This window comes from Marinovum sp. (genome assembly GCF_034669705.1).
Classification (GTDB): Bacteria; Pseudomonadota; Alphaproteobacteria; order Rhodobacterales; family Rhodobacteraceae; genus Marinovum.
In genome coordinates, this window is the sequence record NZ_JAXMOR010000003.1 from 115,598 (window position 1) to 132,222 (window position 16,625).

The 16,625-nt window shown below is 68.0% G+C and carries 13 protein-coding genes; 3 read left to right on the forward strand and 10 right to left on the reverse strand.

Translation table 11 applies throughout. The features are described 5' to 3' along the window. Positions 1-40 precede the first annotated feature (40 nt). A complete protein-coding gene (locus VOI27_RS03260; RefSeq protein WP_323763856.1) occupies positions 41-1,594 on the forward strand; it encodes an ABC transporter substrate-binding protein in 1,554 nt (517 codons plus the stop codon). Positions 1,595-2,126: 532 nt separating this feature from the next. On the opposite strand, the gene hslU is transcribed toward VOI27_RS03260, so the two are convergent. Continuing rightward, entirely contained in the window at positions 2,127-3,434 is a 1,308-nt protein-coding gene (gene hslU / locus VOI27_RS03265) for an ATP-dependent protease ATPase subunit HslU (RefSeq protein WP_323763857.1), read from the reverse strand. Between the two features lie 164 nt (positions 3,435-3,598). On the opposite strand from hslU, the gene VOI27_RS03270 reads away from it, so the two are divergent. Together VOI27_RS03270 and VOI27_RS03275 are read left to right on the forward strand one after the other, a co-directional pair. Further along, positions 3,599-3,892 carry a BrnT family toxin gene (locus VOI27_RS03270; protein WP_323763858.1) on the forward strand — a complete coding sequence of 98 codons (294 nt, stop codon included), beginning with the start codon at positions 3,599-3,601 and terminating at the stop codon, positions 3,890-3,892. Continuing rightward, positions 3,876-4,109, forward strand: a complete 234-nt coding sequence (locus VOI27_RS03275; protein ID WP_323763859.1) for a BrnA antitoxin family protein — start codon at positions 3,876-3,878, stop codon at positions 4,107-4,109. The genes VOI27_RS03270 and VOI27_RS03275 overlap by 17 nt, the downstream gene beginning before the upstream one ends. Here VOI27_RS03275 and hslV read toward each other — a convergent pair. The 9 genes from hslV to VOI27_RS03320 all read right to left on the reverse strand — a co-directional run bounded on the left by hslV (position 4,106) and on the right by VOI27_RS03320 (position 16,597). Then, positions 4,106-4,660, reverse strand: coding sequence for an ATP-dependent protease subunit HslV (gene hslV / locus VOI27_RS03280; RefSeq protein ID WP_323763860.1), 555 nt, complete (start codon positions 4,658-4,660; stop codon positions 4,106-4,108). The two genes, VOI27_RS03275 and hslV, sit on opposite strands and share 4 nt — an antisense overlap. A gap of 22 nt (positions 4,661-4,682) precedes the next feature. Next, a complete protein-coding gene (locus tag VOI27_RS03285; RefSeq protein WP_323763861.1) occupies positions 4,683-5,864 on the reverse strand; it encodes an amidohydrolase in 1,182 nt (393 codons plus the stop codon). A gap of 367 nt (positions 5,865-6,231) precedes the next feature. After that, a complete protein-coding gene (trxA, locus tag VOI27_RS03290; protein ID WP_323763862.1) occupies positions 6,232-6,555 on the reverse strand; it encodes a thioredoxin in 324 nt (107 codons plus the stop codon). A gap of 66 nt (positions 6,556-6,621) precedes the next feature. Then, positions 6,622-9,969, reverse strand: coding sequence for a double-strand break repair helicase AddA (gene addA / locus VOI27_RS03295; RefSeq protein WP_323763863.1), 3,348 nt, complete (start codon positions 9,967-9,969; stop codon positions 6,622-6,624). After that, entirely contained in the window at positions 9,966-12,887 is a 2,922-nt protein-coding gene (gene addB / locus VOI27_RS03300; RefSeq protein ID WP_323763864.1) for a double-strand break repair protein AddB, read from the reverse strand. Before addB ends, addA begins: the two co-directional genes overlap by 4 nt. After that, a complete protein-coding gene (locus VOI27_RS03305; RefSeq protein WP_323763865.1) occupies positions 12,880-13,563 on the reverse strand; it encodes a nucleotidyltransferase family protein in 684 nt (227 codons plus the stop codon). The genes addB and VOI27_RS03305 overlap by 8 nt, the downstream gene beginning before the upstream one ends. Beyond that, positions 13,560-14,519: an aminoglycoside phosphotransferase family protein gene (locus VOI27_RS03310; protein ID WP_323763866.1), complete on the reverse strand. Its 960-nt coding sequence runs from the start codon at positions 14,517-14,519 to the stop codon at positions 13,560-13,562. Before VOI27_RS03310 ends, VOI27_RS03305 begins: the two co-directional genes overlap by 4 nt. Then, the gene (tsaE, locus tag VOI27_RS03315; protein ID WP_323763867.1) at positions 14,516-14,992 is read right to left on the reverse strand and encodes a tRNA (adenosine(37)-N6)-threonylcarbamoyltransferase complex ATPase subunit type 1 TsaE; all 477 of its coding nucleotides are present in this window, start codon (positions 14,990-14,992) and stop codon (positions 14,516-14,518) included. Before tsaE ends, VOI27_RS03310 begins: the two co-directional genes overlap by 4 nt. A gap of 60 nt (positions 14,993-15,052) precedes the next feature. Next, positions 15,053-16,597, reverse strand: coding sequence for a PAS-domain containing protein (locus VOI27_RS03320; protein ID WP_323763868.1), 1,545 nt, complete (start codon positions 16,595-16,597; stop codon positions 15,053-15,055). Positions 16,598-16,625 lie beyond the last annotated feature (28 nt).

The following is a 16,625-nucleotide window of genomic DNA, read 5'->3' on the forward strand; positions in this document are numbered from 1 at the left end:
GAGGGGCGGGATTGCCAAGAACAAGAACAGGGAGAACAACATGACCAGATTGACACGACGCGGGCTCCTGCGCACCGGTGCCGCCGCCGGTGTTCTGGCCGCCTCCGGCCTGCCGCTGCAGGCCCAGATGAAACGTGGCGGCCGTCTGCGCGCGGGCCTTGCCGGGGCCAATACCTCCGACAACTGGGACGCGCGGACCCATACCGACGCCTATATGCAGAACGCCTCTCAGGGGGCGGTCTTTGACGCGCTGACCGAGGTGGCGGCCGACGGCACGCTCAAGGGCGAACTGGCCGAGAGCTGGGAGGCCAGCCCGGATGCCAAGACCTGGACCTTCACCCTGCGCCAGGGCGTGACCTTCCACAACGGCAAGGCCTTCGGCGCCGATGACGTGATCGCTTCGCTGCAGATGCATGTCGCCGAGGATTCGAAATCCGCCGCCAAGCCGATCGTCTCGGCGATCACCGAGATGAAGAAGCTGGGCGAGCATCAGGTGCAGCTCGTGCTCTCGGCCGGCAATGCCGATCTGCCCTACCTGCTGTCGGATTACCACCTGATGATGTACCCGGCCGGCCAGATCGACGAGGCGATCGCCAAGGGCATCGGCACCGGTCTCTACCAGGTGGTGAGCTTCGATCCCGGCGTGCGGTTCGTCGGCAAACGGGTCGACAGCCACTACAAGGGCGATACTGCCGGCTTCTTCGACGAGATCGAGTTCATCGCGATCAACGATCCCACCGCGCGGATGAACGCGCTGCTGACCGGTCAGGTCGATACCATCAACCGGGTCGACGTCAAGACCGAGGCGCTGCTCAACGCCAACCCGCTGGTCAGCCTGCAGGAGGTGACCGGCAACCGGCATTTCACCTTCCCGATGCTCACCGACATCGCGCCGTTCAACGACGTCAACGTGCGCCGCGCGCTGAAACACGGCATCAACCGGCAGGAGATGCTCGACAAGATCCTGCTCGGCCATGGCAGCGTCGCCCATGACACCCCGATCGGCCCGGCCAACCAGTATTACGCCGCCGACATGGAGCCGATCCCCTATGACCCCGACAAGGCCGCCTTCTACCTGAAGGAAGCCGGGATGGAGTCGCTGAACATCGACCTCTCGGCCTCGTCCGCGGCCTTTGCCGGTGCGGTGGATGCGGCGCAGCTCTACCAATCCTCGGCCAAGCCCGCCGGCATCAACATCAACGTGGTGCAGGAGCCGGCGGATGGCTATTGGTCGAACGTCTGGATCAAGAAGCCGTTCTGCGCCTGTTTCTGGTCGGGTCGGGCGACCGAGGACTGGATGTTCTCCTCGGCCTACGAGGAAGGCGTGCCGTGGAACGACAGCCAGTGGGGCAGCGAGGACAGCGAACGCTTCCAGGAGCTGCTGGTCTCGGCCCGGGCCGAGCTCGACAGTGCCAAGCGGCGCGAGATGTACACCGAGATGCAGATGATCCTGCGCGACGATGGCGGCGTGGTGATCCCGATGTTCGCCAATTGGGTGCAGGCGGTGTCGAACAAGCTGGCGGTGCCGGAGACGGTGGGCAACCTCTGGGGCATGGACAACGCCCGCATGGCGGAGCGCTGGGCGATGGCGTGAGCCGCCGCAGCGGTTGGTGAGCTGGGTGGGTCCGTCCTTTCGGGGGCGGGCCCTTTTCTTTGAGCCGGGCTCGGGCAGGCGGAGGCGGTGGGGTGAAACCCCACCCTACGCCGGCGCATGTCGCAAGGTTGGTACGGAGCACAAAGTGCGTTAACAGCGGGCATCGCCCGCCGCGCATCGTCATGCCGAAGGCATGCCTCCGGCATGAGGCCGCTCGGACGGCACGGCGATTTGGCTGAGACAAGCGCGCCGATCAGATGTCGTACGGACTTGGCTGCCATAAACCGTTCCACTGCACGCGAGGATCGCCGCACCGCGGCCCGCCGATTCGCGGCTTTGAGATGAAGGTGGGTTAGAAACCCACCCTACGTCGTAAAGGAGGATTGCACGCGGTCAATATCAGGCACCAGTGTGTCGTCAGCGGGCGAAAAGCCCGCCTCAGATCGTTATGCCGAAGGCATGTCACTGGCATGACGGAGCCCTCGGCACGGCGATACGCGGCTCCGCAACGAAGGTGGGTTGAAAACCCACCCTACAGCACGTAGCGGCTCAGGTCCGTCGAGCGGGTCAACTCGCCGAGGTTGGTCTCGACGAACGCGGCATCGACAACCACCTTCTGGCCGCCCCGGTCGGGCGCATGGAAGCTCAGCTCCTCGAACACCCGCTCCATCACCGTGTAGAGCCGCCGCGCGCCGATATTCTCGACGCTCTCGTTGACCTCGGCGGCGATCTTGGCGAGCGCGGCGATGCCCTCCTCGGTGAAGGTCACCTCGACCTCCTCGGTGCCCATCAGCGCGGAGTACTGCCGGGTCAGCGCATTGTCGGTCTCGGTCAGGATGCGGACGAAATCGCCCTCGGTCAGCGCCCGCAGGTTGACCCGGATCGGCAGCCGGCCCTGCAGTTCGGGCAGCAGGTCAGAGGGCTTGGCGATGTGGAAGGCGCCGGAGGCGATGAACAGGATATGGTCGGTCTTGACCGCGCCGTGCTTGGTCGAGACCGTGGTGCCCTCGATCAGCGGCAGCAGGTCGCGCTGCACGCCCTCGCGGCTGACGTCGCCACCGCGGGCCTCCTTGCGGGCGCAGACCTTGTCGATCTCGTCGAGAAAGACGATGCCGTTCTGCTCCACCGCCTCCAGCGCCGCCTTGTTGACCGTCTCGTCATCCAGCAGCTTGTCGGCCTCTTCGCCGATCAGCACGTCATAGCTTTCACGCACGGTCAGCCGCTTGCGCACGGTGCGCTGGCCGAAGGCCTTGCCGAAGATATCGCCGAGGTTCATCATCCCCATCTGGCTGCCGGGCTGGCCGGGGATGTCCATCATGCCCATCGGGTTGGAGTGGTCGGTCAGCTCGAGCTCGATCATCGTGTCGTCGAGCAGCCCGTCCTTCAGCTTCTTTCGGAACATGTCGCGGGTGCCCTCGCGGGCGTCCTCGCCGGCGATGGCGGCGATCACCCGGTCCTCGGCGGCCTGATGCGCCTTGGCCTTGACGTCCTCGCGCATCCAGTCGCGGGTCTGGACGATGGCGGCATCGACGAGATCGCGGATGATTTGCTCGACGTCGCGGCCGACATAGCCGACTTCTGTGAACTTGGTGGCCTCGACCTTGATGAAGGGCGCCTTGGCCAGTTTCGCCAGCCGGCGCGAGATCTCGGTCTTGCCGACGCCGGTTGGGCCGATCATCAGGATGTTCTTGGGATAGACTTCGTCGCGCAGGTCATCGGCAAGCTGCTTGCGCCGCCAGCGGTTGCGCAGCGCCACGGCAACGGCGCGTTTGGCATCGGCCTGGCCGATGATGAAGCGGTCCAGCTCTGAGACGATTTCGCGGGGGGTGAGGTCTGTCATGATGGTCCCTTTTCACGTTGTAGGACAGATACGCATGGCGGCGGAGGATTTGAAGGGGTTGAGGTTTGTAGATACGTAGTGTATCTACAATCCATAGATACAACGGACCGAAAAGCATGAGGGAGAAAAAATGAAACAGCAGGAAGTACGAGGAGTTTTCCTTCATGTTCGAATGGGACGAAGCCAAACGACAGGCAACCTTAGAAAAGCACGGCATCGACTTCGTTGATGCTGTAGAAATTTTTTCGACAACGCACCTTGTGGTTGGTGCGCGCAGCGAAATCGAAAGCCGCAAGTTAGCAGTTGGTGAACTCGACCAAGAGACGATCTCAGTAATTTTCACCATCCGCGACGACGCTATCCGCATCATCACAGCCCGGAGGGCCCGACGAAATGAGCGAGAACAATACTACGCGCTTCTCTCTCGAAGAAATTCGGGGGATGAAGAGCCTCACTGACTGGAACCGTCTGCACGCGGCAGGCGACAATGAGGGCGAACCGGAGTTTGAGGTCGACTGGACTTCGGCAGAACTCGTGGAACCCGAGCCGAAGAAGCTGATCTCTCTTCGGCTCGATCCGGATATTATCGCGTTCTTCCGCAGTGAAGGAAAAGGCTACCAGACCCGGATGAACGCTGTCTTGCGCAGCTACATGGAAGCGCAGCGCAAGCGTTAGCCGCCGATGGTCTCCACCGTCAGGTTGCCGTTGGTATAGACGCAGATGTCGGCGGCGATCGCCATTGCCTTGCGCGCGACCTCTTCGGCGCTGAGGTCGGTCTCCATCAGCCCGCGCGCCGCGGCCAGCGCATAGTTGCCGCCAGAGCCGATGGCGGTCACGTCATGCTCGGGTTCCAGAACGTCGCCGGCGCCGGTGATCACGAACATCTGCTCGCCGTCCGACACGATCAGCATCGCCTCGAGCTTCTGCAGGTACTTGTCGGTGCGCCAGTCCTTGGCCAGTTCGACACAGCCGCGCGCCAGTTGACCGGGGGTGCCCTCGAGCTTGGCCTCGAGCCGTTCCAGAAGGGTGAAGGCATCGGCGGTCGAGCCGGCAAAGCCGCAGACCACGTCAGAGCCGCCGGGCGAGATGCGGCGCACCTTGCGGGCAGTGCCCTTGATCACGGTCTGGCCGAGGCTGACCTGTCCGTCGCCGGCGATCACCACCTTGCCGTCCTTCTTGACGCCGATGATCGTGGTGCCGTGCCAGCCGGGGAATTCTTCGCTCATGGGTCTTCCTTTCGGTTTCGGCCTATATGGAACCCGCATCCGCCCCATGCAAGGGCCCGACCAGCCGGCGCGACAGGTGATCGAAGAGCCGCACCGCCGGCGCGATCAGCGCGTCGGGAAAATCATACTCCGGGGTGTGCAGCGCCGGATGCGCCGCGCCGGCACCGAGGAAGAGCATGGCGGACTTGGCGACTGTGGCGAAGCGGCCGAAATCCTCGGACGCGCGCATCGGGCAGCCGGCGTGGTCATGCGCCATCCCCAGCGCGTCGAGCGAGGCTTGCAGGAGGGCGGTGGCCTCGGGGTCATTCTCGCAGTGGTGGAAGACGTCGTGCCAGGCAACCTCGGCGCTCAGCCCACAGGCTGCGGCGGTCTCTTGCACCAGTGCCAGCGCCGCGTCGCAGAGCGCCTGCATCTCGCTGTCGACGCGGGTGCGCAGGGTGGCCATCAGCACCGCCTCGCCCGGCGCCACGCCAAAGGCCGGCCGGCCCAGCCGGGCATATGTCAGGGTGACGCTGGCAAAGCGCGCCTCCTCGATCCGGCCGCGGCCGAGGGCGGTCAGCGCCGGCATCAGACGCGCCAAAGCCGGCATAGGCGAGACCCCGTTCTCCGGCTCCGAGGCATGGGCCTCGCGGCCGCGCAGGGTGATCTCCATGCCACGCGAGGCGCAGTTGACGGGTCCTAGGGCGAGACCGACATGGCCAAGCGGCAGACCCGGTCGGTTGTGCAGGGCAAAGGCGTAGTCCGGGCGCAACGCGGCGAACCGCGGATCGGCAAGCACGGCGGCCGCGCCGGCGCCGGTTTCCTCGGCGGGCTGGAACAGCAGCACGATCCGCCCGCGGGCCGGCGGGGTGCGGTGCAGCAGGCGGGCGAGACCCAGCAGGATCGCCATGTGGCCGTCATGGCCGCAGAGATGCGCGGTGCCGGGGTGTTGCGAGCCGTGGGCGCGGCCGGGAGTCTCTGTGATCGGCAGGGCGTCAAGTTCGCAGCGGAAGAGCACGGTGGGGCCGGGGGCGGCGCCGGTGAAGACCGCGGCAATGCCATGGCCGCCGAGATCGCTGAGGATCTCGTCGGGGGCGTGTTCGGCCAGCCAGGCGGCGATACGGTTCGCAGTGGCGTGTTCGGCGCCGGAGACCTCGGGGAAGCGGTGCAGCTCCTGGCGGCGGGCGGTGAGCTCGGCGAGGTCGTGGGGGGTGAGGTCGGTCATGCCGGCAGGATGGGGCAGATCGCGGGGGAGCGGAAGGGGCGGTGGGTTGGAAACCCACCCTACGGGCGCGCGCCAGTCGCCGCGGCATTGTAAACGCGGGTTAACAGCGGGCGCAGACCGCCGCGCACCGCCGCGCATCGTTATCCCGAAGGCATGCCTCCGGCATGACGTCGCCCCCAGACGCGGCGATTTGGCCGCCACAAGCGCGATGATCGGAAGTCGTACGGATTTGCCGGGGTAAAGTGGCCTTCACAAAAGTCGCATCGCCGCATCGCGGCCCGGCGATGCGCGGCTTGCGAGAGGTCGGCGCCAAGAAAAAGGGCCGCCCAACAGGCGACCCCTCCACAGTGCAATAAATCAGCTGACCTCAGCCGATGTTTTCTTCGATCCAGCTCTGCAGCGCGGCCTTGGGCGCGGCGCCGGTCTTGTTCGACACCGGCTCGCCGCCCTTGAACAGGAACAGCGCCGGGATGCCGCGGATGCCCAGCTGGGCGGCGGTGTCGGGGTTGCTGTCGACATCGACCTTGGCGATCTTCACCTTGCCGTCATACTGCGCCGCAAGCTCTTCGAGCGCCGGGCCGATCTGCTTGCAGGGGCCGCACCACTCGGCCCAGAAATCCACCACCACGGGGATGTCGGAATTACGAACTTCGGCGTCGAAGGTCGCGTCGGTGACGGCAACGGTGGCCATGGGCTTTCTCCTGATGAGTCGATTGGGTCGTTTGGAGGGCGAAGGTAAGTACGCCCCCCAGCGGCGTCAAGGCGATGTAGTGCGCGCCAGCGCGGCCGTCACAAGATCGTGTGGCAGGCTCATCAGCAAGGGCCCCCGCGTCCAGAGAATGGCGGTCTCGATTTCATGCTTTGGATAGAGGTGCTTAAGCATCTCGCGGTAGGCCCCCATCTGACGCAGCAGCGCCTCGGGCGTGGCCTCTGGGCGGTCTGGCAGGGTGGCGTTGGTTTTGAAATCCACCGCGAGCACTTGGCGCTCGCCGATCACCAACCGGTCGATCACCCCATGCATCCGGCCCAGTCCAGCCACATCGGCGCTGACCGCCACCTCGCAGAGCGTGCCGGGGGCAAAGAGCGCCGCCATCTCGGGATGGGCCAGCACCGCGCAGGCCTCATCATGCGCCAGCGCGCGCAGCGGGTCCTGGGGGCGCCGCGCGCGGGCGGCCTCTGGCAGGTCTGACAGCCGCTCCAGCGCCAGATGCACCAGCGTGCCATGGCGTTTGGCGGGCGCCTCGTCCTGGCCCAGAACGCCGGCCAGCGCATGGGCGCCGCCCAGGTCCGAAGGGGAGCGGGTCTCGAGCGGTGGCACGGGCACCGCGGCGGGGCGTGTGGCCCAGTCGGGCAGGGCGACGGCCCCGGGGTCTTCCGGCGGCTCGGGCATGGCAGCCACCCGCGGCCAGTCGCCGCTCTCGAACCGCAGCCCCTCGCCGAAGGCAAAGCCCTGCGGCGCGGCGTTGACCGCCTGCATCGCCGCGGCGACGCCTTCGTACCAGCTCTCGCCATCCTTGCCGAGATCGCCGGCGGCGGCGACGATCAGCCAGGTCTCGGCCCGGGTCATCGCCACGTAGAGCAGCCGGTCACGCTCCTGCCGCTGGCGTTCCTTGGCCTCTTCCAGCGCCTCGGACATGGCGCGCGGACACTCGGTCGCGGCGCTCTTCCACACCGCCGTTTCGCCCATCGGCAGCAGCACGTCGCGCAGTTGCACCACCCGTTTGGCGGTGTCCGGCAGGATCACGATCGGTGCCTCGAGCCCCTTGGAGCCATGCACCGTCATCACCCGGATGCGGTCGCCGGCGGCATCCATCTGCCGCTTGATCTCGAGATCGTCGGTCTCCATCCAGATCAGGAAGCCGGTGAGGCTGGGGATTTCGGTCTTCTCGTAGGCCAGCGCCTGACTGAGCAGGGCGTTGATGCCATCCTCGGCCTCGGTGCCCAGTCGCGACAGCAGCTTTTTGCGGCCCTCGTGGCGGGTCAGGATACGCTCGATCAGGTCATAGGGCCGCATGAAATCGGCGGCGTTCTGCAGGTCGGTGAGCATCGCCCAGAGCGCGGGAAACTCGGCCTGCCGCGCTGCCAGCTCGCGCCAAAGGTATTTCTGCTCGCGCCCATGGGCGAGATCGAAAAGCTGCGCCTCGTCCCAGCCGCCCAGCGGCGACTTCAGCACCGTGGCGAGGCTCAGGTCATCCTCCGGCAGTGCCAGCCAGTTGAGCAGCGCCGCGAGGTCGCGCACCGCCAGTTCCGCGCCGACCTTGAGCCGGTCAGCCCCGGCGATCGGCAGCCCCTCTTCCTTGCAGGCGCGGATGATCTCGGCAAAGAGGTCTGAGCGGCGCTGCACGAGGATCAGGAAATCGCCGGGGGTGGCGACGCGCCCGGCCCAGCCATGCGGCTCCTTCTTCCACGGGATCGGCGTGTTCGCCGCCAGCATCCGCTTGATTTCCCGGGCAATCCGTCGCGCAAGAAGGACGGTGTGATGGGTGTCTGAGGGCAGGTCGACCGGATCGTCCCAGTCGCCGGTCTCGCCGTCGCTCGACTTCTCGACCAGCGGCCAGAGATCGACGCGCCCGCCCATGTCGGACTTGAAGGCCCGGTGGGTTTCTTCGCGCGAAAAGCCCGACCGCGCGCGGGCCTCGAACAGCGTGTCGACCAGCCGCAGGATCGCCTCGGACGAGCGGAAGGAGAACTGCAGCGTGGTGTCCTGCAGCGGCTGGTCGGCGGCGCGCAATCGCAGGGCGAACTCGGCCTTCATCCGGTCGAACTCGGCCGGATCGGCGCCCTGGAAGGAATAGATCGACTGCTTCTTGTCACCGACCACAAAGATCGTGCGCGCCACATCCGTGCGCGCGCCCTCGCCACTGGTGAACTCGCGCGCCAGCTCCTCGATCACCCGCCATTGCACCGGGCTGGTGTCCTGCGCCTCGTCGACGAGGATGTGATCGATGCCGCCATCCAGCCGGTAAAGCACCCATTGCGCCACCTTGCGGTCGGTCAAGAGCGCCAGCGTCTTGTGAATCAGGTCATCGAAATCGAGCCATCCCCGGGCCAGTTTCGCGGCCTCGTAGCGCGGCAGGAATTCGGCGGCAAAGCCCTGCAAGGGTTCGGTTTTCCGCACGGCCGAGAGCGCGCAGCGGGTATCGCGGGCCTCCTCGACGCGGCGCATCAGATCCTCCAGTCGGCCCATCGACCCGGCTAGCGCACCCTCTCGCAGACCCTTGGTGGGAAAACCGTTGATCTTGGCGGAATAGGGCCCGGCCTTGGCGCTGGCGCCGTTCAGCAGCACGCCTTCGAGAACGCCCAGTGCCTCGATGTCCGGCGCGGTGATCCGGCGCAGTTTCGCCGCCGCCTTCTGGTCATTCGCGCCGCTGCCGGCGCAGGCCTCGGCCACCTCGGCCAGCATCTCGATCTCGCCGCCAACGAAGACCTGGGCCAAGAGCCAGTCCTCGCTGGCCTCTTCCGGCAGGCCAAAGAGCGCGTGCAGCTCGCTGCGCGGCAAGGGGCGGGCCAAGAGCTGACGGTGGCGCACGATCTCGGTGGTGATCTCGGCGAAATCCGGGGCGGTCAGATGCGCGGCCAGCGCCTCGACCGTGCCGGCGGCGGCGCCATCGGCCATTTCGTCGACGATCTCGGCGCGCAGCAGGGCGGCGGCGCGGTCCTCCATCTCCTTGAACTGCGGCGAGACCCCGGCCTCGAGCGGAAACCGCCGCAGGATGGCGGCGCAGAACGAGTGGATCGTCTGAATTTTCAACCCGCCCGGCGTCTCGATGGCGCGGGCAAAGAGCGTGCGGGCGCGGCGCAGGTCATCCTCGGAAATATGCCCCTCGATGCCGAGATCATGCAGCGCGTGGTGCAGCGCCGCGTCATCCTTCATCGCCCAGTCGCCGAGGCGCTGGAACAGCCGGTTCTGCATCTCGCTGGCGGCGGCCTTGGTGTAGGTCAGGCAGAGGATGTGTTCCGGCAGCACGCCCTGCAACAACAGCCGCGCCACCCGGTCGGTGAGCACCCGTGTCTTGCCCGAGCCGGCATTGGCGGCCAGCCATGTGGAGCGGTCGGGATGCGCCGCCTCGATCTGGCGCTGGGTGGCCTCGTCGCGCTGGGTCATGGCACCGGCCTTCCGTCTGGGTCGTCTGTCAGCTCCCATTCGCCGAAGCGGGCGAGCTGGTCGTAATCGCCGGTGTCGTCGGCCTTTTGCATGGCGCGCCGGGCGGTAAAGCCTTGGCTCTCCTCCATGTAGCGCGCGATCAGCGTCTCGAACTGCGCCCAGACCGCGGCCGGCGGCGCCTCGGCCAGCGGTGCCTCGCGGTTTTTCGGGGTCGAGCCCAGCCCGAGATAGACCGCGCGGGCCACCTGCGCCGGTTCCAGCCCGTCAAACCCGCCGGCCTCGGCCACCGCCGCCTCGAGCAGCAGCTGCTTGTCGAAATGCTTTTGCTCGGCCGGTCCCGGCGGCTTGCCAGTCTTGTAATCGTAAAGCAGCAGCTGGCCATCCTCGCGCGAACGGTCGATGCGGTCGGCCTCGCAGGTCAGGCGGAAGCCCAGCCGCGCGATCTCGCGCGCGCCCTTGACCTCGAAGCGGATCGGCAAGGCGTCGGCCTGCCGCGCGGCCTCATCCTCGATGAACCCGTCGGCGACCCGGGCCACCCGCGCCTGCCACATCGCCCGCGCCGAGGGCCACGGCACCTCGTCGCCCAAGACCTGCGCGGTGGTCGCCAGCAACTCGGACCGGCTGAGCCGCCCGGGGTCCTTGACGCTGGCGCCGACGAAATCCTCCAGCACCTTGTGAGCGATAATCCCGCGCAGGAGCGCATCCGGCGCCTTGGCAAGGCTGTCGAGCGGGCGCAGCCGCAGCACGTGCTTGGCGTAGATCGCGTAAGGGTCGCGGATCAGCCGCTTGATCTCGGTCACCGAGAGCTGCGTCGGCCGGGCGGCCACCGGTGGTTTCGGCGAGGGGCGCGGTGCGGGGGCCGTGGGCGTGACCTTCTCCACCGCATGGGCCAGCGCCAGCCAGTCGTGGCCGCGCGCGCGCATCCCGGCATGGGCCTCGCGGCCCGCGGGCCCGAGACCGCGCAGCAGGTTGGTCAGCCGGTTGAGCCAGCGCGAGGGCACGGTCTCGGCATCGTCGGAGCGCACCGAGCGGGTCAGCCAGACCTCGCGTGCGCCTACAGCCTGCTGGAAATCATGCGCCGACAGGCCGATGCGCCGTTCGGGCAGCAAAAGCCCGGCCTTGTCGCGCAGCACGCGGTTGAGCCAGGGATCGGGGCTCGGCGGCTCGGGCCAGGACCCTTCGTTAAGCCCGCCGAGGATCAACAGATCGGCCCCCATGACGCGGGCCTCGAGCGTGCCCCAGATGCGGATATGCGGGTGGCCGAGGTCACGGTCGCGCTGCTCCTCGCGGCCCAGCACCGCGCCGAAGAGATCGACGTAATCGCGCGCCGAGAGGGTGCCACCATGCGGCGCGGCCTCTTCCAGCTTGCGGATCAGCGCCAGCGTCTCGATGCCGGCGACCTGCACCCAGAGATTGCCGGCGCCGTCGCGCGTGTGCCCCGCCGCCAGCGCCTCGGCCAGCGCCCGGTGCCGCTCCAGCCACTCGGTCAGCGGCATCGGCCCGCGCCCGTCCTGACCGCAAAGCTGTGTGAGCCACGCGCCCCAGTCCGGCGCCTTGCGGTCCTCGGCAAACCCGCGGAGCATCTCGGCGTCGGGGAACGGCGGGCCATGGCGGCGCAGGCGCAGCTCCAGATCGCGGGTCAGCCGCAGGTGATCGTTGCGCCCTTCGCCGGAGTGGCAGAGCGGATGTTTCAATAGCGTCAGCAGCGCCGGCGCATCCAGCGGCGCGGCAAAGAGCGCCGCCACGTGGCGCAGGAACCGCCCCGGCGCGGTCAGCTGCAGCGGGATGCCTGCGCTGTCGTCGGGAATGATGCCCCAGCGGTCGAGCGTGGCGGTGACCTGCCGGGTGAGCTGCCGGTCGGGGGTGATCAGCGCCGCGGACTGCCCGTCCTCGGCGGCCTGTCTCAGGCGCAGCGCGATGGTCAGCGCCTCTTCGCGCCGGCTCTGCGCCTCGATCAGCGTGACATCGGCGCAGGCCTGGTCGAGCCCGGTGAGCTTCGGTCCCTCGGCCAGCCAGGCATCGGTCACAGGCGCCGGACGAAGCGCCAGGGAAATCAGGCGGTTGCGTGGCGGGCAAGGCGCGGCGGTGCGGTGCCAGAGATGCACCTCCTCGGGGGCGCGCCCCAGCGCGCGCATCAGCTTGGCGAAGCGGTATTGCGGGTGATCTTCGGACACCAGCGCCTGGTCCAGCGCCGCCCAATTGGCCGGTTTCATGTCGAAATCAAAGCCGGGCAGCACCACCGCGCCCTGCGGCAGATGCGCCACCGCCTGCATCAGCAGCGAGGCTGCCCCGCGTGAGCCGGTGGAGCCGGCGAGGATCACCGGGTGATCGGGCGGGTCGGTCTGCCAATGGGCCACCAGCGCCTCGGTGATCATCCTGAGCCGTGCGGTACCGTCGGGCGCATCGGTTTCGGGGTCGAAGAACCGCTGCACGATCGACAGGAAATCGCGCGAGCGCTGCCAGTGGCCCGACTGGTCGGTGACGTCGAGCGCGTCGATATCGGCGGGGGTCACGCCCTCGCCCTGCATTTCGTCCATCAGCCCGGCCAGCGAATCCGCCAGATCGAACAGCGCGGCGCGCGGTGCCATGTCGGGCTGCGCCTCGAGCAGGCCGGAGACCAGTTGCACCAGCTCCAGCCGGCGTTGCAGCGGCGAGACCGGCTCGGGGATATCGGCGGTCCAGGGCGGCGCGACCTCGCTCAGCACGCGGATCCGCGGCAGGGCACGGGGCGGGCCGGCGTCAAAGATCGCGCGGATCCGGCGGCGCATGCGCTCGGTGTTGACGATCAGCTCGACGCGGGCCAGCGCCTCCGGCGGCTTGCCCTCGGTGCGCGCCAGCAACCCGGCGACCAGCGCCTGCGGGAAATCCACGCCCGGCGGCAGGCCAAAGACGCGCGGAGTGGCGAGACGCTCAAACATAAGCCAGCATGTCCTCTGCGATTTCAATGGCTTGCGGATGGCCCACGTCGCACCAGTCGCCACCATAGGCCAGCCCGTGCATGCGCCCGGCGTCGAGCATCGGCTGCCAGAGGTCCCACATGGAAAACACTTGCTTGTCGATCCGCGCCAGCGCCTCGGTCTTGATGATCTGCAGCCCGGAATAGACCGCGCCGGGCCCACGGGTGAGCTGGCCGTCGGTGCCGATCAGGAAGTCGCCCTTGCCCTTGTGGCCATGCACCTGGGCGCGCGGCACGCAGAGCAACAGCGCGTCCATCCGCTCTGCATTCCACGCATCGCGAAGCGCCTGCAGCGGATTGGGGCCGCGCCAGACCGCATCGGTGTTGAGGGTGAAGACCGGGCCGGGGCCGAGGAGCGGCAGCGCCTGTTTCAGACCGCCGCCGGTTTCCAGCACCTGCGGCGCCTCGTGAGAAATGGCCACGCCGGAGCCCTTCAGATGCGCCGCCAGCATCTCGCCGCGGTAATGCGCATTGGCCACCACCCGCGGCAGCGCCAGCGGCGTCACCAAGTCGAGCGCATGGTCGATCAACGTCCGGCCGGCCACCTCGACCAGCGGTTTCGGCCGGTCGTCGGTGAGCGGCCGCATCCGGGTGCCAAGCCCGGCGGCAAAGAGAAGCACGGCTTGCGGTTGGCTCATGCGGGCACCTCGGGGCTGGGCAGGGGGGCGAGGATGTCGCGCAGCCGGGCCAGCGCGGGATGGGCGAGATCGGCCTGCAGATGGCGCCAGACGCGGGGCTGCAGGGCAAGGTACTGTGGTTTGCCGCGGGTCACCGCAAGGCGCGAAAAGATGCCGAGGATCCGCAGGTTGCGCTGGGCGCCGAGCAGGGCATAGGCGGTGCGGAACGCCGCTTCGGGGGTGCCGGTGCGCGCGGCAAAGTGCGCGATAATCGCGTCCTCGGTCCCGGGCGAGAGGTCGCGCCGGGCGTCCTGCAGCATCGACACTAGGTCGTAGGCGGGATGGGTGGCAAAAGCGTCCTGGAAATCCAGCAGGCCAACCTGGCGGTCGCCCTTGCGTCCCGGCAGATGCACCATGTTCTCGGCATGGAAATCGCGCAGGGCCAGGACAGCGGGCGCCTCGGCCACGGGTTTCAGGGCTTCGGCAAAGGCCGCTTGCGCGGCAGGCAGGCGATTGGCGTGTTCGGGAGCATAGGCCTCAAAAGCCGGGGCGATCATCGCCGCCAGTGCCTCGGCGGTCATCGGCTGCATTCCCTGGGGCAGGGGTTTCTCGTGCAGCCGCGCCAACAGGTCGGCGGCGCTGCGGTAGAGCGGGTGTTCCTGCGCCGGGTCGCGCGCCATCACCTCGGCAAAGAGCGCATCGCCGAAATCCTCGAGCAGGAGGAAGCCGGCCTCGACGTCCTCGGCCCAGAGGGCCGGAGCGGAAAACCCCAAGCCGAACAGATGGGTGCGGATATCGAGGAAGGGCTGGACCGAGCCGCAGGTGGCGGGGTTGGCGTCCATCAGGATCAGGCTGCCGGTGCTGCCGGAGATCCGCTCGTAGCGCCGGGCCGATGCGTCGCCGGCCAGCGGGCGGCGGGCCCAGCCGTCGCGGCCGGCCTCTGACAGAAAGCGCTGCAGCGCGTCTTCGCGGCTCATGCCGCGAGCGCTCCGGGCAGGTCATTCCAACGTGGATCGCTCCAGCTTAGCGTCAGGGTGCGGGCACTGTCGTCCGGGCCGGGCGCGAAGGTGAGGTGCAGCGCATCGCCGGGGGTGAGCGGGCCCAGCCGGTCGGGCCATTCGATCAGGCAGATGGCGGCCCCGAAAGCCTCGGTCAGCCCCAGTTCCTCGACCTCGGAGACATCCCCCAGCCGGTAGAGATCGGCGTGCCAGATCTCGGCCTCGCCGGTCTCGTAGGTCTGGACCAGGGTGAAGGTCGGCGAGGGCACATCCTCCGGCCGCGGCAGGCGGCTCTGGATCAGGCAGCGCGAGAAATGCGTCTTGCCGGCGCCGATGTCGCCGTCGAGCAGAACCACGTCGCCCGCCATCAATCGCGCGCCCAGCCGGGTGGCAAAGCGGCAGGTGGCCTCGGGCGAGGTCAGGCTCAGGGTCAGCATCTGCAAGGCGGTCATGGCCGGACATTACCGCGCCCGACGCCCCATGCAACCCATGAAACCGGAGAGCGGCGCCGATCAGCGGCGAACCGGCAATCGGCTGATCCGCTCAGGCCGATCGGGGGTGAGGCTGGCCGGTGTGAAAGAGACCAGCGTCGCCCCGCCCGACCGCGGCTCGGCCCGGAAGCTCAGCCGGCCCTGCTTGTGATGCAGCACCTCGGCCTCTCGCGGCAGCCGTTCGCCGAAGGAGGTGACAAAGCCCTGAAGCCCCTCCCATGCCGGGCAGGGCGCGCATTCCGACTGCCAGATCTTGAGCACGTCGGGCACCGTGGTTTCGGCAAAGCTGCTGTCGGGATCGAAGCGCCACATCTGGCGAAAGGCTTCGTTCGAGAAGGTCAGAGCCCCGAGCTGCGAAAACACCGCCAGCGCCTTTTCCTGCCGGTCAAGCACCGCATGGCTGGTCTCGAGCTCGGCACGAAACCGCCGGGTGAGCGAGATCTCGGCGCTGATATCCTCGAACAGAAAGGCGATGGCGCCATCGGGATGCGGCTTGCCGGTGATCCGGTAGGTCAGCCCCGACGGCAGGTTCCAGGTGCGCGAGTAGCGGCCGTCGCGCGCGGCGGCGATCAGGGCGCCGATCTTGTCACGCCAGCTCGCGTAGTTCTTTGGCTCTGGCATGATCTGGTGCTCGCGCAGGTAGTCGAAAAACGCGGCGAGGCTGGGCTTGGAGGTGAGAAACTCCGCCGGCATGGCGGTCAGGTCGATCAGCGCCGGGTTGAACAGCGCCAGCCGCTGGTTGCGGTCGAAGATCGCCAGCCCGGTGGAGAGATGGGCAAAGGTCTTGCTCAGGGTCTGGACGAAATTGCGCTGCGCCTGTTCGGCATGGACCACCGCGTCGATATTGCTGGCATAGGAGAGCAGCCCGCCCGGCGTCCTGCGGCTGGAGACGGCAAACCAGTTGGTGGCCGCGCCCTCGCCCATCTGCAGCGGCACCCGCAGCGGGATTTCCTGTCCGCTTTCCTCGGACACGGCAAAGAGCGGCGCGTCACCGGGGGCTGCGCCGCCGGTCTGGGCGGCAAGCCGGCTGTAGGCGCGGTTCTGCCAGGTGACCCGGCCGCTGTCGTCGACCAGCCAGATCGGGGTGGGCGCCTCGGCCACCGCATTGCGCAGGAACCTCAGTTCGCGGCCCTGATCGAAGGAGATCTGCCGGTCGAACTCTTCCGGGGCGTCATCGAGCAGCGAGACGCGCACCCGGTCGCCGTGCCGCGAGAACACCAGCCGGCCGCCATCCTCCGGGGCCAGCGCAGCATAGGTGCGCCGGCGCTCGGCAACCGCGGCAAAGACATCGCCGGGCCGCTCCGGCAGGTCGCCGAACCGGGCGCGAAAGGCCGCGCGCAGCGCCTGCCAGGGGTCCTCGGTCTCGACCTCGCCCTTTTGCGCCAGCACCGCCGCCGGGCCGGTGGCATCCACCAGCTCGGTGTCGTGAAACAGAAAGCAGGTTCGCTCGTCCGAGACCGTACCCTGCCGCGTGCGGTGGCGCAGCGCCAGTGCGGTCAGCAGGGTGCCCAGCAGACTGCCCGCCAAGAGCACCGCCAGTTCGGGAATCGTCAGGTCGACCAGCATCGAATCTCTCCCTCGAGGCCAGCTTCCG